Source organism: Streptomyces sp. NPDC002795 (genome assembly GCF_042888725.1).
In the GTDB taxonomy this organism is placed as follows: domain Bacteria; phylum Actinomycetota; class Actinomycetes; order Streptomycetales; family Streptomycetaceae; genus Streptomyces.
On record NZ_JBIAQB010000012.1, the window covers coordinates 62,705 to 81,719 of the forward strand.

The window sequence follows — 19,015 nt, forward strand, 5'->3', positions numbered from 1 at the left end:
GGTAAGCGGCACCAGTGACAGTGGGCGCGGGCCCCGCCGATTGTGGCGGGCCCGCGCCCACTGCGTATCCTCGCTACGTGCTTCTCTCAGACAAGGACATCCGGGCCGAGATCGACGCCGGGCGGGTCCGGATCGATCCTTACGACGAATCCATGGTGCAGCCGTCGAGCATCGACGTACGTCTCGACCGCTACTTCCGGGTGTTCGAGAACCACAAGTACCCGCACATCGACCCGAGCGTCGAGCAGAGCGACCTGACGCGGTGCGTGGAGCCGGAGGGCGACGAGCCGTTCATCCTGCACCCCGGTGAGTTCGTGCTCGCGTCGACGTACGAGGTCATCAGCCTTCCCGACGACCTCGCCTCGCGGCTCGAAGGGAAGAGCTCGCTCGGGCGGCTCGGGCTCGTCACGCACTCGACGGCCGGGTTCATCGACCCGGGCTTCAGCGGCCACGTGACGCTGGAGCTCTCGAACCTCGCGACGCTCCCCATCAAGCTGTGGCCCGGCATGAAGATCGGGCAGCTGTGCATGTTCCGGCTGTCCTCACCCGCCGAGTTCCCGTACGGGAGCGAGCGCTACGGTTCGCGTTACCAGGGACAGCGCGGGCCGACCGCCTCCCGTTCCTTCCTCAATTTCCATCGGACCCAGGTGTGAGCAGCAGCGATATGAGTGACGTACGCGAGAACCTTACGTACGAGAAGTTCGGGGTCGCGATCCGCGAGCTCGCGGAGACCATCGCCGGTGACGGGTACGAGCCCGACATCATCCTGTCGATCGCGCGTGGCGGTGTCTTCGTCGCGGGTGGGCTCGGGTACGCGCTGGACGTCAAGAACCTGAACCTGGTCAACGTCGAGTTCTATACCGGTGTGGGCACGACGCTGGAGATGCCGGTCATGCTGGCGCCGGTGCCGAACGCCATCGACTTCTCCAACAAGAAGGTCCTCATCACCGACGACGTCGCGGACACCGGCAAGACGTTGAAGCTGGTGCACGACTTCTGCCTCGACACCGTCGCCGAGGTCCGGTCCGCCGTGATCTATGAGAAGTCCCACTCGCTCGTGAAGTGCGAGTACGTGTGGAAGCGGACGGATGAGTGGATCAACTTCCCGTGGAGTGTTGAGCCGCCGGTCGCGAAGCGCGCAGGACAGGTGCTCGACGCCTGAGCGCGGGAGACGGACGTACGAAAATGAGGGGCCCCGCGGGGCCCCTCATTTCGTGTGCCGGCAGGTTCTCGCCGGAAAGTTCTAGAACGTGCCCAGCTTGATGATCGAGAGGAGTGCGATCAGCTGGATCGCCGAGGCCGCGAGCGCCTTCGGCCAGGGCAGGTCGTGGGACTTGGAGACCATCGTGGTCAGCAGGGCGCCCGCCACGATCCACGTCGCCCAGCCGATGATCTGCACGAACATCGCGTCGCCGCCGAGGAACATGCCGAAGACCAGGCGCGGGGTGTCGGTGAGGGAGGCGATCAGCATGGACAGGCCGACCGTGGGCTGCCAGGCGCCGTCGCCGCCGAGCTGGCGGGCCAGGGTGTGGGTGACCACGCCGAGGACGAAGAAGCTGATCGTGATCGCGATGCCGGTCGTCAGGACGTAGGGGATCGCCGAGGACATCGTGGCGTTGATGACGTCCTCGCGGGCGCCGTCGAAGCCGAAGATCGCCAGGAGTCCGTAGAGGAACGTGACGATGAGGGCCGGGCCCCACATCGCGTAGTCGCGCATCTGGAGATACGTCGCCGAGGGGCGCAGGAAGATGCCGGAGAGCAGCGGCTTCCAGTGCAGGCGGGGGCCGACCGGTCCGGCCGGGGCGGACGCGCCCGCCTGGTACGTGGCGCCCTGGCCGTACGCGTACGGGTCGTCGCCGGGGTTCACCGAGAACGCCTGGGTGTGACCGGGGTTGTTCGCCGCGTACGGGTCGTGGGCGCGGGGCGCGTTGGGATCGCCGAAGTACTCCGGCTCGCCGTGCCCGCCGTGCCCGCCGTGTCCCCCGTGCCCGCCGTTCGGCTGCGGCCACTGCTGTCGTTGCTGTTGCTGCTGCCCGTACGCGTGTTGCTGCTGCTGAGGGGGCCCGTACGGAGGGTGCCCCTGCGGCGCTTCGCGGTTGTCCCGGCCGCGTCCGTTCCTGAATCCAGCCACGTACTCGAACGTACCTGGTTTCCGTGCACGCGATGCCGGGCCCGGGGTTCGGGCCCGGCATTGCGGCTGAGCTGTGACATCCCCTAGGGGACGCGCCCGACGGGAAGGTCAGTCGGCGAAGTTGGCGCCGAGCAGCGGGGTGCCGGAGCCGGAGATGCCGAGCGTCGAGACGTAGGTGCCGGCGGAGCCGGAGAGGGTGTCGTCGGCCTTGGAGTTCAGGGCGTAGACCGCGCCGTTGCCGCCGTTCTCGCCCAGAGCGCCCACGATCACGTCGCCGCGGCCGTCGTCGTCGATGTCGTCGATGTGGACGTCGGAGCCGAAGTTGTCGTTCGTCTCATCGGAGTTGGGGACGCCCGGGGTGTTCTGGCTGTAGAGCTTGGCGCCCGCGCCGGTGATGCCGGAGCCGTCGGCCGCGCCGTACAGGACGGTGATCGCGCCGGCGTCCGCGACGCCGCCCAGGTTCTCGCCGACGGAGCCGACGACGAGGTCGAGGTGGCCGTCGCCGTTGATGTCGCCGAGGTCGAGCTCGCCGCCGAAGTCGTCGCCGGTCTCGCCGCCGCCGGGGACGCCGGAGGTGTCCTGGTCGATGGTCTGGACGGTGGAGGCGACCGGGCCGTTGGCGGAGCCGTGGGCGATCTTGACGGCGCCGCCCAGCTGGGCGCCGGGGACGCCGGAGTCGGTGTCCCACTCCAGGCCGATGACGACGTCGCCGTAGCCGTCGCTGTCGACGTCGCCGATGTCCGTGATCACACCGGCGGGCAGCTTGACGGCGCCCTCGCCGGTCCTGAAGCCGCTGCCGCCCGGCAGGTAGTAGTTGGCGTTCCAGCCCATGTCGGAGTCGGCTTCGTAGCCGTTGACGAGCAGGTCGTCCAGGCCGTCGCCGTTGACGTCGCCGGTGTGCAGGTTGTGGATGCCCACGCCGTCGGAGCCGCTCTGCACGGGTGCGCTCAGGGTCGACCAGCTCTGGTCGCCGCCCATCGCGATCCGGTCCATGGTGGACGAGTTCGGTGTGGCCACGATGATGTCGTCCGTGCCGGCGTCGAAGTAGTCGCCTGCCGTCAGGCGGGCGCCGAACGCGTCGTGCTTCGTGGGGCGCGGGTCGGTGAGCGTCTTGCCGCTCTTGCCGCCGTTCAGGCCGCCCGCGGAGCCCCACAGGATGACCGCGGTGCCGCCGTCCTTGTCGGTGCCGACGTCCTCGCCGGGCGCGCCGACGACCAGGTCGTCGTAGCCGTCGCTGTTGAAGTCGCCGTAGGCGGTGGCGGCGCCGAAGGTGTCGCCCGCCTCGGCCGTGCCGGGCACGCCGGTGGAGTTCTGGCTGATGGTGGTGTGCTTGCCGCCGCCGTACAGGACGCTGACCTGTCCGGCGCCGGAGTGCCCGGACACGTAGGCGAGCGGCGCGGACGTGGCGACGTCGGCCGCGCCGTCGCCGTTGAAGTCGGCATCGGAGGCGGCGACGCCGGGGGTGGCCGCGGTCGCGGTCCCCGCCGTGGCGACGAAGAGCCCGCCCGTCAGGGCAGCGGCCGTGGCGGTGGCCACGGCGAGGCGGACGCGGGTCCGGGACGGGGCGGGGGTACGGCTGTGCTTGGCCATTCGGTTGGCTCCTGCGGGAAGGGGACGCCTGGCGGGTGTCCCGTCAACGGGGTGCCGTTCGCCGGTCGTTGGCCGGGAATTGCCCGGGGCATGACCCTGCGTTCGGCTAACAGGAGACCGTTGGTGGGGCAGGAGGGTTGTACGGGGAAGCGGTCGGGTTTGTTTTCTCGAGTCAGTCGGTGAAGACGCGGGTGGTGAAGGAGGGTTGGCGGGGTTCCTTCGTGGAGCCGGGGACGATGGTCAGTCGGTCGGGGGCGGTCGACTGGAGGGCCGCGTCGATGCGGCCGTCGCCGTCGTAGTCCGCCGCGGCGATGGCGTGGCCCTTCGCCGGGAGGCGGTGGGATGTGCCCGCGTGGATCAGGTACGTGGTGTCGGCGTCGGAGACGAGTAGGCCGCGGCCGGCCGGCAGCAGCCGGTCCCCGGTGACGTCGAGCGTGCGCCCGCCCAGGCGGAGTCCGTCCTTGCCGAGCACCGCCACCCCGAAGCGCCCGGCCACGGCCGCCGTGCCGGAGGAGTACGTGGCGCCCTTCGTGAAGCCGCCGCGGCCGCCGAGGGCGACCGTGGCGCGTGCCGTGCCCGCGTGGGCGCGGACCAGGACGTCGTCGGCGCCGTCGCCGTTCAGGTCGGCGGCGGGTCCTGTCGGCACGTTCCCGGAGGCCTGCGCGATGCGGGTGGTGCCGCGCGGGGCGCCGGCGCGGGTGAACGGGCCGGGCAGCACGCTGAGCCGGCCCCCGCTGGCGTGCACCACCAGGTCGTTCCTGCCGTTGCCGTCGAAGTCCCCGCACACCGGCTGGTCGGGCCACTCGTTGCCGACCCTGGCCCGCGCGGGGATCTTCAGCGTGACGCCCTTGCCTGCGATCCCGGTGGGTGAGCCGAAGAGGATCTGGAGCGGGACCGGCGGCATGCCCTGGCCGTCGTACGGCGGGTCCGTCGACACCACGAGGTCGGCGTATCCGTCCCGGTCGAGGTCGCAGCTCGCCTCCGAGGCGAACGTCGCCGGGGCCCGCCCCTTGGTCCGCGCCGCGTACTTCGCCGGGGTGAGCAACTGCCGGGTCCCGGCGACGAGTCCGTGGCCCTTCTTGCCGTAGACGACGCCGATGCCGGGGTCGTCGCCGAGCCCGTCGTGCGCGAGGTCGTCGAGGACGAGGTCGGGGGCGCCGTCACCGTTGAAGTCGGTGGGGAGCTTGCTGCCCTTGCCGCGCGGGATCGGCAGCGGCGCGCTCCGGTGCTGCTTGCCCGCCACGGTCGTGGGGCGGCGGCCGGCGCCGTCGTCGTGGCTGCCGCATGCCGTGAGCGTGGCGGCGAGCAGTACGGCGCACAGCACCCCGCCGCTTCTTCGTATGTGATCCGGCATCAACAACGCCCCCGCCCGTCCCATGAGTTGACTACGTCCACATGATGGCAGGGGCGGGGACGGGGCCGTCAGCGCAGGGACGTACCGAACGCGATGCCCGCGCCGGGGAGGCCGAAGTCCGAGCCGTTGAACGACGTCGCGCCCGTCGTCGTCGGGTACGGCGAGGAGCCTCGCAGCACCGTGACGGCGCCCGCGTCCGCGGCCGAGCCGATGTCCTCGCCGGACGCGGCGACGGACAGGTCGGCGCGGCCGCCTCCGTTGATGTCCTTGAGGCGGACGGTGGAGCCGAAGCGGTCGCCGGTCTCGGCGACGCCGGGCACCCCGCTGGTCTCCTGGTGGTAGGAGCGGCCCGCGTCGATGTAGCCCTCGCCGCCCTTGAGGACGACGACCGAGCCGGTGCCCTTGACGCCGTCCACGGTCTCGCCGGGCGCGCCGACCGCGACCTCGGCGCAGCCGTCGCCGTCCGCGTCACCGACGGCGACGGAGGCGCCGAACCGGTCCTCGGCCTCCGTCGCTCCCGGGATCCCGGCGCTGTCCTGGGTGACCTTGTCCATGCCCTCCATCTCGTCGGTGAAGATGGTGGATCCGCCGTAGAACACCCAGATGGAGTTGTCGTCGGCCTGGCCGGTGACGAGGTCGGGGTAGCCGTCGCAGTTCACGTCGCCGGTGGCGGCGGCCCCGGTGGTGGCGCCGGCGTACTGCCCGTCGATCCGCCCGGAGTAGTAGCCGATGTCACCGGGCCCGCCGTTGACCCAGCCCGTGTAGGGGCTGCCGTCGGCGTGCTTGCCGTAGAGGACGTAGGTGTAGGTCTCGCCGACGCCGGGCTTGCGGAACTGGTCGGCGGTGAGGCCTTCGAGGGTCACGTCGGCCGGTACGAACTCGACCTCCGGCGCGTAGGCGTCCTCGGGCTTGTTGGAGTCCGAGTACCACCAGAACTTCTTGGCGCTGACGACGGCGAGCTGGGCGTGGTCGTCGCCGTCGAGGTCGACGAGGACGGCGCTCTCGCCGAAGCGTTCGTCGTCGGCGGAGGGTGCGTGGTAGACGGTGGCGCCCTTGGTGAAGCCGTTCGCGCCGCCCCACACCACGTTCAGTGAGCCGCTCGCCCAGTCGGTGACCTGCTCGCCGGGGGCGCCGACGATCAGGTCGGCGTATCCGTCGCCGTCGACGTCACCGCTGGTGACGTTCTCGCCGAACTCGTCCTCCTTCTCGGTGACTCCGGGTATCCCGGAGGTCTCCTGTGTGATCGTCACGGCCTTGCCGCCGCTCACGCCGGACGCCGAACCGAACGTCACCGTCACGGCGTTGGCTCCCGGCGTGCCGATGGCGAGGTCGCGGTAGCCGTCGCCGTTGAAGTCGTCCTTGAGGGTCGTCGCGGCGGACGCGGTCCCCGCGAGGGGGAGGGTGAGGCCGCCCGCGGTCAGGGCGGCCACCCCGGCGACCATGGCGATTTTCTTGAGGCGCACGTCAACTCCAGCGTTGGGTGGGGCAGTTGTACTCGGTGGGTCCGCTGGTGTGACGGCTGGGGGCCGGTGAATGGTTGTACGAAGACGCTCGAAGACGCCTCGGTCACTCGTCGATCGCGGCCCCGAACCGTGCGTCCAGGGACGGACCGGACAGGGCGCCCGCCCCGTACGTCCAGGAGCCGGCCGCCGTGATCCCACCGGATCCCGCGGAGAACACCCACACCACACCGTCGTTGGTGTTCTCGCCGGGCGCCGCCGCGAGGAGGCCGAACCGTCCGTCGTCGTTCGGGTCGGTGAAGGAGACCTGGCCGCCGAACTTGTCGCCCTTCTCGGCCGCGCCGGGGACGTCCGCCGAGTTCTGGTTGAAGTCCCGTACGTCGCTGGTCCGCAGGCCGAGGCTCGTTCCTCGCATCACGGTGATGGCGCCCGCGTCGGCGACCGTCCCGATGTCCTCGCCGGGCGCGCCGATCGCGACGTCGGCGAATCCGTCGCCGTTCGTGTCGCCGACCGACAGGTCGCCGCCCCAGCCGTCGCCCTTCTCGGCGGTGCCGGGCACGCCGTCGGAGTCCTGCGTCCACCACTGCGGTTCGCCGCTGGGGCCTGTGTCCGAGCCGTAGTGGACGCCGACCATGCCGCCGGTCGTCCAGGGGCCTCCGTCGTCGGGGCTGTTCGGCTCACCGGTGACGAGGTCGTCCTTGCCGTCGCCGTTGACGTCTCCGGAGGCGGCGACCGGGCCGCCGCGCACCGTGAGGTTCGGCAGCGGTTCGGCGTCGGAGGCGGTGCCGGGGATGACGTACGACCAGCCGTCACCGGACTCGTCGCCGACCGAGGTGCCGGAGACGACGAGGTCGGCGAAGCCGTTGGCGTCGTAGTCGCCGGTGGTCAGGGACGTGGGCTGGATCCCGGTCGGCGCGGCCAGGGTGGCGGCCCGTGCGGTGGCCGTCGGCGCCTTGCCCTGGGGTGCCTTGGCCTTCGGTGCCTTGGGGGCGAAGTCGGTCCGGGAGTCGCGGACCAGGTTCTTCGCCGCCGCGCCGGTGGTGGATCTGGCGGCGGGAGCGGCCTCGTAGCGGAAGATCGCGAGGCCGACCGAGTCGAGGACGGCGAGCAGGTCGCCGTCGCCGCCGTCGGTGAACCGGGCGGCGGCGAGCGCCGAGCCGAACTTGCCGCCGGTGGCGGGCTCGTCGGCCTCAAGTCCGGTACTGGCGCTGCCGGTCAGGCCCTTGGGCGTGCCCCACAGGACGACGCCACCGCCCGAGTCGGTCACGGTGCCCAGGTCCTCGCCGGGCGAGCCGACGATCGCGTCGTCGTAGCCGTCGCCGTCGAGGTCCCCGGTGGCGACGGCCTGTCCGAATGCGTCGCCCTTCTCGGCGGCGCCGGGCACCCCGGTCGTGCTCTGGCTGAGGACGGCGGAGCGGGATGTCCCCATGCCGCTCGCGGCGCCGTACTGGACGGTGACGATCCCGGCCCCGGCGTGCCCGCCGACGGTGGCCCCGGGGGCGCCGACGAGCACGTCGTCGTAGCCGTCGCCGTTGAAATCGGTGTTGCGGTCGTTGGCGCGGGTGCCACCGGGTGTGCCCGCGTACGCGGACGGGGCGGCGGCGATGAACGTACCGGTGAGAAGAAGGAACGAGGCCGCGGCGAGGGCGGCCGAACGGTTCTTGCGCACGTGCGGCTCCTTGGTCGAAGGAAGGCCGGGCAGCGCGGGGGGATGGCCGGAAAGGGCCCGTTCCTTGTCCGGCGCACCCTTTGACACGGGATAGGTCGGAAGGGTTGTACGGGACGGAACAAAAGAAGAGGGCACCCCGTCGTGACGGGGTGCCCTCAAGTGACGTACGCGGCCGGTTACTTCACCGGCTCGGGCTCCGGCGCGTCCTCGGTCTCCGCCTCGCCCGCCGGGTCGACCGGCGTCCTGACGGAGTCGAGCAGCAGCTGGGCGACGTCGACGACCGTGACGGACTCCTTGGCCTTGCCGTCGTTCTTCTTGCCGTTGACCGAGTCGGTCAGCATGACGAGGCAGAACGGGCAGGCGGTGGAGACGATGTCCGGGTTCACGCTCAGCGCCTCGTCGACACGCTCGTTGTTGATGCGCTTGCCGATCCGCTCCTCCATCCACATCCGCGCGCCACCGGCGCCGCAGCAGAAGCCGCGTTCCTTGTGGCGGTGCATCTCTTCGTTGCGGATGCCCGGGACGCTGGCGATGATCTCGCGCGGCGGGGAGTAGATCTTGTTGTGACGGCCCAGGTAGCACGGGTCGTGGTACGTGATGATGCCCTCGACCGGCGTGACCGGCGTCAGTTTGCCCTCGTCGACGAGGTGCTGGAGCAGCTGCGTGTGGTGGATTACCTCGTAATCCCCGCCGATCTGCGGGTACTCCTTGCCGATCGTGTTGAGGCAGTGCGGGCAGGTCGCGACGATCTTCTTGGCGGTCCGGGGCTTCTTGGACTCCTCGGTGACCTTGCCGTCGTCGTCGTACTCCTCGCCGAAGGCCATGTTCAGCGACATGACGTTCTCCTGGCCGAGCTGCTGGAACAGCGGCTCGTTGCCGAGGCGGCGGGCGGAGTCACCGGTGCACTTCTCGTCGCCGCCCATGATCGCGAACTTGACGCCCGCGATGTTGAGGAGCTCGGCGAAGGCCTTGGTGGTCTTCTTCGCGCGGTCCTCGAGGGAGCCGGCGCAGCCGACCCAGTAGAGGTACTCGACCTCGGTGAGGTCCTCGATGTCCTTGCCGACGACCGGGACCTCGAAGTCGAGCTCCTTGAGCCACTCCAGGCGCTGCTTCTTCGCCAGGCCCCAGGGGTTGCCCTTCTTCTCCAGGTTCTTGAGCATCGTGCCCGCCTCGGACGGGAACGCGGACTCGATCATCACCTGGTAGCGGCGCATGTCGACGATGTGGTCGATGTGCTCGATGTCGACCGGGCACTGCTCGACGCAGGCGCCGCAGGTGGTGCAGGACCACAGGACGTCCGGGTCGATGACGCCGTTCTCCTCGACCGTGCCGATCAGCGGGCGCTCGGCCTCCGCGAGGGCGGCGGCCGGGACGTCCTTGAGCTGCTCCTCGGTGGCCTGCTCGTTGCCCTCCATGTCCTTGCCGCCACCGGCGAGCAGGTAGGGGGCCTTGGCGTGCGCGTGGTCGCGCAGCGACATGATGAGCAGCTTCGGGGAGAGCGGCTTTCCGGTGTTCCAGGCGGGGCACTGCGACTGGCAGCGGCCGCACTCGGTGCAGGTGGAGAAGTCGAGCAGGCCCTTCCAGGAGAAGTGCTCGACCTGGGAGACGCCGTAGACGTCGTCCTCGCCCGGGTCCTCGAAGTCGATCGGCTCGCCCTTGGACGTCATCGGCGCGAGCGCGCCGAGCGCGACGTCGCCGTCGGCCTCGCGCTTGAACCAGATGTTGGGGAAGGCCAGGAAGCGGTGCCAGGCCACGCCCATGTCGGTCTTCAGGGCGACCGTGATCATCCAGATGAACGAGGTCGCGATCTTCACCATGGCGGTGAAGTACACGATGTTCTGCAGCGCGCCGAGGCTCAGCCCCTTGAAAGCCAGGACCAGCGGGTACGTGACGAAGAACGACGCCTCGTAGTGGTCGAGCCCGTGCATCGTCGCTTCGAGGGCGTGCAGCGTCAGGATGCAGACGCCGATGATCAGGATGACGGCCTCGACGAAGTACGCCTGGCCGAAGTTCGATCCGGCGAAGCGGGACTTGCGGCCCGCCTTGTTCGGCTTCGACAGCTGGCGGATCACGATCAGCGTGAGGATGCCCAGCGACGTCATCAGGCCGATGAACTCGACGAAGATGTTGTACGGCGCCCACTCGCCGATGATCGGCAGCAGCCAGTCGGCCTGGAACAGCTGGCCGATGGCGTTCACGATCGTCAGGATCAGCGAGAAGAAGCCGACGGCGACGAACCAGTGCGCGAAGCCGACGATCCCCCACTTGTTCATGCGGGTGTGGCCGAGGAACTCCTTGGCCACGGTGACGGTGCGCTGGACGGGTTCGTCGGTACGCGTCCCCGCTGGGACGTTCTGGCCGAGCCGCACGTAGCGGTAGATCTGCGCGATGGCTCGGGCGAACAGAGCCACGCCGACGACGATCAGGGCCAGCGACACGATGATCGCGGCGAGTTGCATTTGGGGGCTCCTCGGGCCTGCGTTACTAAGCGGTAACTTAGGTTGTCTGTCCGAGACTACCCACTTACCTGTGCGCAATGTAGTCGCCAGGCTGGTGATCTGTGTCGCGCAGGTTCCCCTGTGTGGATCACCGCAGGGCCCCAAAGCGGATCGTGTTATTCACCCCATATTTGGACATTACGGAATAACTTATGGGGATGAGCGCACCGTTGACGACCGCACCCTCCACGACCGCACCTCTGACATACCTGGTCACCGGTGGCGCGGGCTTCATCGGCTCGCACCTCACCGACGCACTGCTCGCCGAAGGACACACCGTCGTCGTCCTCGACGACCTGTCCACAGGCGACCGCGCCAACCTCGCCGCCGCCTGGCCCAGCCCCCGGCTCCGCTTCGTGCGCGGCTCGGCCCTCGACGCCCGGCTCGTCGCCGAACTCGCGGGCCGCTGCGACGCGGTGGTCCACCTGGCCACGGCGGGCGAGCACCCCGTCGTCGAGGCCGCCCGGCAACACGGCCGCCGCCTGCTCACCGCCTCCGCCGACGAGGCCTGCGACGCGAACGTGACCGTGGTCCGGCTGTACGACACCGTCGGGCCGCGCCAGTCGCCCGCGCGTGGCGCCGTCGTTCCGCGCCTCGCCGGACAGGCGGTCTCGGGCCTGCCGCTCACCATCCACGGCGACGGCACCCGGCGGCTCCGCTTCACGCACGTCGCCGACACCGTCGACGCGCTGCTGAGGCTGCTCGCCGAGCCGGCCGCGGCCGGCCGCGCCTTCGACGTCTGCGGCGCACAGGAGACGGCCGTCGCCGACCTGGCAGGCGTCATCGTGGAACGCTCCGGCTCCCCCTCCCCGCTCCTCTTCGTCCCGTACGAGGAGGTGTGCGAGGAGGTGTGCGGGGAGGAGTGCGAGGGGGTGCGCGATCCGGACGTCGGGCCCCTGCGTGAACTCACCGGCTGGGAGCCGACGTTGGGGCTTCTCGACATCGTGGACGCGGCCCTCGTCGACGCGGGCGGCGCGTTCGGCGTGGTCACGACCGCCGCGGCCAGGGTCTGACCATGAGGATCGCCGTCGTCCACGGTTTCGGCGCACCGGGCGGCGAGGACGAGGCCGTCCTCGACCAGATCGCCGCGCTCACCCGCGCCGGACACGAGGTGCGCCTCGTCTCGGTGAACGGGCGCGGCCGCGGCCCCCTCGCCGCCCTGCGCGCGTTCGGCCCGGATGTCGTGCACGTCCACAACCTGTACCCCGCCTTCGGCCGCGCCTGGGTCACCGAGTGGACGGGCCCGGTGGTCGCCACCCTGCGGCACGGGCCCCACCGCGGCTCCCGGTTCGCCGCGCTGCAGTTCCCGTGGGCGGCGCGCGGCGGGCTGCGGCAGGACCCGCTGCTGCGGCGGGCCGACCGCCTCGTGGTCCTCTCGGAGGCGAGCCGGGACGCGTGCGCGCGCGCCGGGCTGCCCCGGGAACGCCTCGACGTGGTGCCCGACTTCGTGCCCACCGTCGTGGAACCGGGATCGGAACCGGAGCCCGGGCCCGAGGTCGAGGCCGGCGGGGCAGGGGACGCCTGGGTGTGCGTCGCCCCGCTCGCGCCGGAGCGGGGTGTGCTCGAACTGCTCCGCCGCTGGCCCGCGGGTGAGCGGCTCGACGTGGTCGGGGCCGGGCCGCTGGAGGGGCGGTGCCGGGCGGCGGCGCCCGCGTCGGTGCGGATGTGCGGGGCCGTGGGGCGGGGGGCGCTGAGGCGGGCGTTCGGGGGGTACCGGGGGATCGTGCTGCCGGGGCGGGGGGCGCGCGGGGTGGTGCCGCTCGTGTACGCGGAGGCGCTCGCGGCGGGGCTGCCGGTGCTGGCCTTCGAGGGGGCCGGGGCGTCGGCGGTGCCGCGTGCCGTACGGTCCGAGGGCACGGGCACGGTCACCACCCTGGACGCGCACCTTCCCGACGCGCTCGACGTGGCCGCCAAGATCTTCCCGACGCTGCGGGAGCACTGCCGCGCGGTGTACGCGAAGCGGTACGGGGAAGCCGTGTGGACCGAGCGCACCGAGTGCCTCTACGCCTCGCTCGTAGCGTAATCAGCTCCGTACGAGCCCCTGGAGCTTTATGAAATCCCAGGTCAGAGGCTTGCCTCCAGTGGTTTGCCGATAAGGGCAGGATAAAACTTGAGTGGGCGGGACTCAGGTCTGTTGACGCCGAGGGGGCGGGTGTTGCAGTCTTGAGTCAGTTCCACTCAAGTAGGTAGCTGGAGGAATCGAAATGGCACGTGCGGTCGGCATCGACCTGGGCACGACTAACTCCGTCGTCAGCGTTCTGGAGGGCGGTGAGCCCACCGTCATCGCGAACGCCGAGGGCGCCAGGACCACGCCGTCCGTCGTCGCTTTCGCGAAGAACGGCGAAGTGCTGGTCGGCGAGGTTGCGAAGCGCCAGGCGGTCACGAACGTGGACCGGACCATCCGCTCGGTGAAGCGCCACATGGGCACCGACTGGAAGATCGACCTGGACGGGAAGGACTTCAACCCGCAGCAGATCTCCGCGTTCATCCTGCAGAAGCTGAAGCGCGACGCGGAGTCCTACCTCGGCGAGAAGGTCACGGACGCGGTCATCACCGTCCCGGCCTACTTCAACGACTCCGAGCGGCAGGCGACGAAGGAAGCCGGCGAGATCGCGGGCATGAACGTCCTGCGCATCGTCAACGAGCCGACGTCCGCGGCCCTGGCCTACGGCCTGGACAAGGACGACCAGACCATCCTGGTCTTCGACCTCGGTGGCGGCACCTTCGACGTCTCGCTCCTGGAGATCGGCGACGGCGTCGTCGAGGTGAAGGCCACGAACGGCGACAACCAGCTCGGCGGTGACGACTGGGACCAGCGCGTCGTCGACTACCTGGTCAAGCAGTTCAACAACGGCCACGGCGTGGACCTGGGCAAGGACAAGATGGCGCTGCAGCGCCTGCGCGAGGCCGCCGAGAAGGCGAAGATCGAGCTGTCCTCCTCCACGGAGACCACGATCAACCTGCCGTACATCACGGCGTCCGCCGAGGGCCCGCTGCACCTGGACGAGAAGCTCACGCGCGCCCAGTTCCAGCAGCTCACGTCGGACCTTCTGGAGCGCTGCAAGACGCCGTTCCACAACGTCATCAAGGACGCGGGCATCAACCTCTCCGAGATCGACCACGTCGTTCTCGTCGGTGGTTCGACCCGTATGCCGGCCGTCGCCGAGCTGGTCAAGGAACTGACCGCGGGCAACGAGGCCAACAAGGGCGTCAACCCGGACGAGGTCGTCGCCATCGGCGCCGCGCTCCAGGCCGGTGTCCTCAAGGGCGAGGTCAAGGACGTCCTGCTCCTCGACGTGACCCCGCTGTCCCTCGGTATCGAGACCAAGGGAGGGATCATGACGAAGCTCATCGAGCGCAACACCACGATCCCGACCAAGCGCTCCGAGATCTTCACGACGGCCGAGGACAACCAGCCGTCGGTGCAGATCCAGGTCTACCAGGGCGAGCGCGAGATCGCGGCGTACAACAAGAAGCTCGGAATGTTCGAGCTGACCGGTCTGCCGCCGGCCCCGCGCGGTGTCCCGCAGGTCGAGGTCGCCTTCGACATCGACGCCAACGGCATCATGCACGTCACGGCCAAGGACCTCGGCACGGGCAAGGAGCAGAAGATGACCGTCACCGGTGGCTCCTCGCTGCCGAAGGACGAGGTCAACCGGATGCGCGAAGAGGCCGAGAAGTACGCGGACGAGGACCACGCCCGCCGCGAGGCCGCCGAGTCCCGCAACCAGGGCGAGCAGCTCGTCTACCAGACGGAGAAGTTCCTCAAGGACAACGAGGAGAAGGTTCCCGCCGAGGTGAAGACCGAGGTCGAGGAGGCGCTCACCGAGCTGAAGGAGAAGCTCAAGGGCGAGGACTCGGCCGAGATCCGCACCGCCACCGAGAAGGTCGCCGCCGTCTCGCAGAAGCTGGGCCAGGCCATGTACGCCGACGCCCAGGCCGCCGGTGGCGCCGAGGCCCCGCAGGGCGACGCCCCGCAGGGTGACGCCAAGGCCGACGACGACGTCGTGGACGCCGAGATCGTCGACGAGGACAAGGACCGCAAGGACGGTGCCGCGTGACGGAGGAGACCCCGGGCTTCGAGGAGAACGAGAAGCCTGACGTCCCCTCCGGCGCCACCCCCGACGACGCCGAGCCGCAGGCCGCTCCCTCCGACAAGGAGGGGGCGGCCCCGGCCGGGGACTCAGCTTCCGTATCGGACGTTGCCCTCACCGCGCAGCTGGACCAGGTGCGTACCGCGCTCAACGAGCGCACCACGGACCTCCAGCGGCTGCAGGCCGAATACCAGAACTACCGGCGCCGTGTGGAGCGGGACCGCGTCACGGTCAAGGAGGTCGCTGTCGCGAACCTCCTGACCGAGCTGCTTCCCGTTCTCGACGACATCGGCCGTGCCCGGGAGCACGGCGAGCTCGTCGGCGGCTTCAAGTCGGTGGCCGAATCCCTGGAGACGGTCGCCGCGAAGATGGGCCTTCAGCAGTTCGGCAAGGAGGGCGAGCCCTTCGACCCGACCGTGCACGAGGCCCTGATGCACTCCTACGCGCCGGACGTCACGGAGACGACCTGCGTGGCGATCCTTCAGCCGGGTTACCGGATCGGCGAGCGCACCATCCGCCCCGCGCGGGTGGCCGTGGCCGAGCCGCAGCCGGGCGCGAAGGCGGACGAGGCAGCCGACAAGGATGCCGAGAAGGAGAACGGTGGCCCGGAAGAGGGCTGACGTCACACACACGGGTAAGGAGGGACGTCGAGGCCGATGAGCACCAAGGACTTCATCGAGAAGGACTACTACAAGGTCCTCGGCGTCCCCAAGGACGCCACCGACGCCGAGATCAAGAAGGCGTACCGCAAGCTCGCCCGCGAGAACCACCCCGACGCCAACAAGGGCAACGACAAGGCGGAGGAGCGCTTCAAGGAGATCTCCGAGGCGAACGACATCCTCGGTGACCCCAAGAAGCGCAAGGAGTACGACGAGGCGCGCGCCCTGTTCGGCAGCGGCGGGTTCCGACCGGGACCCGGCGGCGCCGGCGGCAACGGCTCGTTCAACTTCGACCTGGGCGACCTCTTCGGAGGCGGCGCCCAGGGCCAGGCGGGGCAGGGCGGCTTCGGCGGCGGCATCGGCGATGTGTTCGGTGGCCTGTTCAACCGGGGCGGCGCGGGCGCGGGTACGCGTACGCAGCCGCGCCGGGGCCAGGACATCGAGTCCGAGGTGACGCTCAGCTTCACCGAGGCGGTGGACGGGGCCACGGTCCCGCTGCGGATGTCCTCCCAGGCCCCCTGCAAGGCGTGCTCCGGCACCGGCGACGCGAACGGCACACCGCGCGTGTGCCCGACCTGCGTCGGTACGGGACAGGTCTCGCGGGGCGGCGGTGGCGGCTTCTCCCTCACCGACCCGTGCGTGGACTGCAAGGGCCGCGGCCTGATCGCCGAGACACCGTGCGATGCCTGCAAGGGCAGCGGGCGGGCGAAGTCCTCGCGCACCATGCAGGTCAGGATCCCCGCGGGGGTCTCCGACGGCCAGCGCATCCGGCTCCGCGGCAAGGGCGCACCCGGTGAACGGGGCGGCCCCGCGGGCGATCTGTACGTCGTCGTGCACGTCGACGCCCACCCGGTCTTCGGCCGCAAGGGCGACAACCTCACCGTCACCGTCCCGGTGACGTTCACCGAGGCGGCGCTCGGCGCCGAGGTCAAGGTGCCCACGCTCGGCGGCCCCGCCGTCACCCTGAAGCTGCCCGAGGGCACGCCGAACGGGCGGACGATGCGGGCCCGCGGCAAGGGTGCCGTCCGCAAGGACGGCACGCGCGGGGACCTGCTGGTGACCGTCGAGGTGGACGTCCCCAAGGACCTGTCGGAGGACGCCCGTTCGGCGCTCGAGTCGTACCGCAAGGCGACTGAGGACACCGACGTGCGGGCAGAACTGTTCAAGGCCGCGAAGGGAGCGTGAGTGTGATGGACGGGCAGCCCGGTCGTCGGAGAAGCAACCCGTACGAACTGACCGACGAGACGCCGGTGTACGTCATTTCGGTGGCGGCACAGCTGTCCGGCCTGCACCCACAGACCCTGCGCCAGTACGACCGGCTCGGCCTGGTCTCGCCCGACCGCACGGCCGGGCGAGGCAGGCGCTACTCGGCCCGCGACATCGAACTGCTCCGTGCGGTGCAGCAGTTGTCGCAGGCCGAGGGCATCAATCTGGCCGGCATCAAGCGCATCATCGAGCTGGAGAACCAGGTCGCCGCGCTGCAGTCCCGCGTGGCCGAGCTCTCCTCGGCAGTGGACAGCGCGGCCTCCGCGATCCAGCAGCGCGAGGCGGCGGTGCACGCCTCGTACCGCCGGGACCTGGTCCCGTACCAGGAGGTCCAGCAGACGAGCGCGCTGGTGGTGTGGCGGCCGAAGCGGTCGTCCGAGCAGTAGCCGGCACTCATGCGTGAAGGGCCCCGGAGGCGTTGTCTCCGGGGCCCTTTCGTATGCCGCAGGATGGAGCCATGACCGAGATCCGCACCCCCCGCCTCCTCCTGCGCCGCTGGCTGCCGGACGACGACCTCGCCCCGCTCGCCGAGATCCAGGCCGACCCGGCCGTGATGAGCCGCATCGGCGACGGCGCCCCGCGTTCCCTCGACGAGACCGCCGAGGACATCGAGCGCTGGGAGGAGGAGTGGGACGACGAGGGCTTCGGGGTCTTCGCCGTGGAACTCCTCGGCTCCGGCGAACTGGCGGGTGCCGTCGGCCTGTACGTTCCCGACGCCCCGCCGCAGGTGGCGGAGCAGATCGGCATCCAGTGGCGGCTCGCGCGACAGTTCTGGGGCCAGGGGTACGCCTCGGAGGCGGCGCAGGCCACGCTGGAGTTCGCGGTTCAGGACCGGGGCATCGACCGGGTCGTGGCGGTCACCGCGGAGAACGACACCTCTTCGGAGAAAGTTCTCCACAAGCTGGGGATGACGCCGCTGCCCGGCAGGGTGGAGGGTCACAGCCTGTACGCGATCGATCTGACGGAGTTCCAGGCCTGAGGATCCTGTGAAGGTCTTGGGTACCTTGCGAAGGTGTCCGGTATTCGCCGTCTTCGGCTTCATGTGAAGAAGTAATGGACCCGATTTCGTTGCGGTGTGGCTTCACCTCTTGACGGTCAATGGGCGGGCGAGTTGGCTTCGAGCCACCTCGGCCGCACCGTCGCGGCCACGTCAGGGAGGTATCCGCACATGAACACGCGTATGCGTTGCGCCGCCATGGCCGGCGCCGCATCCGTCCTGGTCGTCTCGCTCTCGGCCTGCGGTGGTGTGCTGCCGGGCGACGACAACGGACCCAGCGCGTCCACCACCAAGGGCAACGATGTCAAGATCGGTCTGCTGCTCCCGGAGAAGGAGACCGCCCGCTACGAGAAGTTCGACCACCCCATCTTCGAGCGTCAGGTGGCGAAGCTGACCGGCGGCCAGGGGGAGCTGGTCTACGCCAACGCCAAGGGGAACGCGGCGCTCCAGCGCGAGCAGATGCAGGAGATGATCGCCGCGAAGGTCGACACGGTCGTCGTCGACGCCGTGGACGCCAAGGACATCGCCCCGGCCGTGCGCAAGGCGAAGAACGCGGGGATCCACGTCATCGCGTACGACCGGCTCGCGCAGGGGCCCGTGGACGCCTATGTCGGCTTCGACAACGAGCTCGTCGGCCAGACCCAGGGCAAGGCGCTGATCTCCGCCCTCGGTGGCGCCAAGGCCACCAAGAGCGACAAGGTCGTGATGATCAACGGCTCGCCCAGCGACCCCAACGCCGCGCAGTTCAAGGCCGCCGCCCGCGCGGAGCTCGGCAACGCCGTGACCGTCGCGAAGTCGTACGACACCGAGGGCTGGAAGCCGTCCAACGCCAAGGCCAACATGGAGCAGGCCATCAACGCGCTCGGCGTGGACGACATCGCGGGCGTGTACGTCGCCAACGACGGGATGGCGGGCGGCGTGATCGCGGCCCTGAAGGAGGCCGGTGTCAGCGAGATGCCGCCGATCACCGGGCAGGACGCCGAACTCGCCGCCGTACAGCGGATCCTCGGCGGCGAGCAGTACATGAGCGTCTACAAGCCGTACCCCGACGAGGCGCAGACCGCCGCCGAGATGGCCGTACGGATCTCGCAGGGCCGCGACATCGAGTTCGAGGCGCTGGCGATGGACCGCACCGACAGCCCGACCGACAAGCAGATCAGGACGGCGAGCGTCAGCGTCGTCGCGCTCACCAAGGACAACATCAAGAGCACCGTCGTCAAGGACAAGATCTTCAAGTTGTCGCAGATCTGCACGCCGAGGTACGCACAGGCGTGCGCGGAGGCCGGATTGAAGTGAC

Annotated in this window: 16 protein-coding genes; 10 read left to right on the forward strand and 6 right to left on the reverse strand. The window is 70.1% G+C overall.

The annotated features are described in order from the left end of the window. Positions 1–77 precede the first annotated feature (77 nt). Both dcd and ACFYWS_RS31595 read left to right on the forward strand, forming a co-directional pair. Positions 78–653, forward strand: a complete 576-nt coding sequence (dcd, locus tag ACFYWS_RS31590; RefSeq protein ID WP_326023947.1) for a dCTP deaminase — start codon at positions 78–80, stop codon at positions 651–653. A gap of 11 nt (positions 654–664) precedes the next feature. Continuing rightward, positions 665–1,162, forward strand: a complete 498-nt coding sequence (locus ACFYWS_RS31595; protein WP_389282135.1) for a phosphoribosyltransferase — start codon at positions 665–667, stop codon at positions 1,160–1,162. A gap of 81 nt (positions 1,163–1,243) precedes the next feature. Here ACFYWS_RS31595 and ACFYWS_RS31600 read toward each other — a convergent pair whose 3' ends face one another. The 6 genes from ACFYWS_RS31600 to ACFYWS_RS31625 form a co-directional block, all read right to left on the reverse strand. Next, positions 1,244–2,131 (reverse strand): Yip1 family protein, encoded by an 888-nt coding sequence (locus ACFYWS_RS31600; RefSeq protein ID WP_389282137.1) that lies wholly within the window; start codon positions 2,129–2,131, stop codon positions 1,244–1,246. A gap of 108 nt (positions 2,132–2,239) precedes the next feature. Next, complete coding sequence (locus ACFYWS_RS31605) at positions 2,240–3,721, reverse strand: FG-GAP repeat protein (protein WP_389282139.1); 1,482 nt, start codon at positions 3,719–3,721, stop codon at positions 2,240–2,242. Between the two features lie 172 nt (positions 3,722–3,893). Next, positions 3,894–5,045 carry an FG-GAP repeat domain-containing protein gene (locus ACFYWS_RS31610; RefSeq protein ID WP_389282141.1) on the reverse strand — a complete coding sequence of 384 codons (1,152 nt, stop codon included), beginning with the start codon at positions 5,043–5,045 and terminating at the stop codon, positions 3,894–3,896. Between the two features lie 98 nt (positions 5,046–5,143). After that, positions 5,144–6,538, reverse strand: coding sequence for an FG-GAP repeat protein (locus tag ACFYWS_RS31615; protein WP_389282142.1), 1,395 nt, complete (start codon positions 6,536–6,538; stop codon positions 5,144–5,146). A 103-nt stretch (positions 6,539–6,641) separates the two neighbouring features. Continuing rightward, complete coding sequence (locus ACFYWS_RS31620; protein WP_389282144.1) at positions 6,642–8,204, reverse strand: esterase; 1,563 nt, start codon at positions 8,202–8,204, stop codon at positions 6,642–6,644. 176 nt (positions 8,205–8,380) lie between these two features. Then, positions 8,381–10,663 carry a (Fe-S)-binding protein gene (locus ACFYWS_RS31625; protein ID WP_389282146.1) on the reverse strand — a complete coding sequence of 761 codons (2,283 nt, stop codon included), beginning with the start codon at positions 10,661–10,663 and terminating at the stop codon, positions 8,381–8,383. 197 nt (positions 10,664–10,860) lie between these two features. Between ACFYWS_RS31625 and ACFYWS_RS31630 the strand changes: the two genes are divergently transcribed. From ACFYWS_RS31630 to ACFYWS_RS31665, 8 genes are all read left to right on the forward strand, one after another. Beyond that, a complete protein-coding gene (locus ACFYWS_RS31630) occupies positions 10,861–11,715 on the forward strand; it encodes an NAD-dependent epimerase/dehydratase family protein (RefSeq protein WP_389282148.1) in 855 nt (284 codons plus the stop codon). A 2-nt stretch (positions 11,716–11,717) separates the two neighbouring features. Then, on the forward strand, positions 11,718–12,725 hold the full coding sequence (locus ACFYWS_RS31635) for a glycosyltransferase family 4 protein (RefSeq protein WP_389282149.1): 1,008 nt from the start codon (positions 11,718–11,720) through the stop codon (positions 12,723–12,725). Positions 12,726–12,906: 181 nt separating this feature from the next. Next, positions 12,907–14,763, forward strand: coding sequence for a molecular chaperone DnaK (gene dnaK / locus ACFYWS_RS31640; protein ID WP_389282150.1), 1,857 nt, complete (start codon positions 12,907–12,909; stop codon positions 14,761–14,763). Then, positions 14,760–15,416, forward strand: a complete 657-nt coding sequence (grpE, locus tag ACFYWS_RS31645) for a nucleotide exchange factor GrpE (RefSeq protein ID WP_389282151.1) — start codon at positions 14,760–14,762, stop codon at positions 15,414–15,416. The genes dnaK and grpE overlap by 4 nt, the downstream gene beginning before the upstream one ends. A 36-nt stretch (positions 15,417–15,452) precedes the next feature. Then, positions 15,453–16,640 (forward strand): molecular chaperone DnaJ, encoded by a 1,188-nt coding sequence (gene dnaJ / locus ACFYWS_RS31650; protein ID WP_389282153.1) that lies wholly within the window; start codon positions 15,453–15,455, stop codon positions 16,638–16,640. Positions 16,641–16,645: 5 nt separating this feature from the next. After that, positions 16,646–17,107, forward strand: a complete 462-nt coding sequence (locus tag ACFYWS_RS31655) for a heat shock protein transcriptional repressor HspR (RefSeq protein WP_389282154.1) — start codon at positions 16,646–16,648, stop codon at positions 17,105–17,107. Positions 17,108–17,178: 71 nt separating this feature from the next. Further along, on the forward strand, positions 17,179–17,700 hold the full coding sequence (locus ACFYWS_RS31660; protein ID WP_389282155.1) for a GNAT family N-acetyltransferase: 522 nt from the start codon (positions 17,179–17,181) through the stop codon (positions 17,698–17,700). A 189-nt stretch (positions 17,701–17,889) separates the two neighbouring features. Beyond that, entirely contained in the window at positions 17,890–19,014 is a 1,125-nt protein-coding gene (locus ACFYWS_RS31665) for a sugar ABC transporter substrate-binding protein (protein ID WP_389282156.1), read from the forward strand. Position 19,015 lies beyond the last annotated feature (1 nt).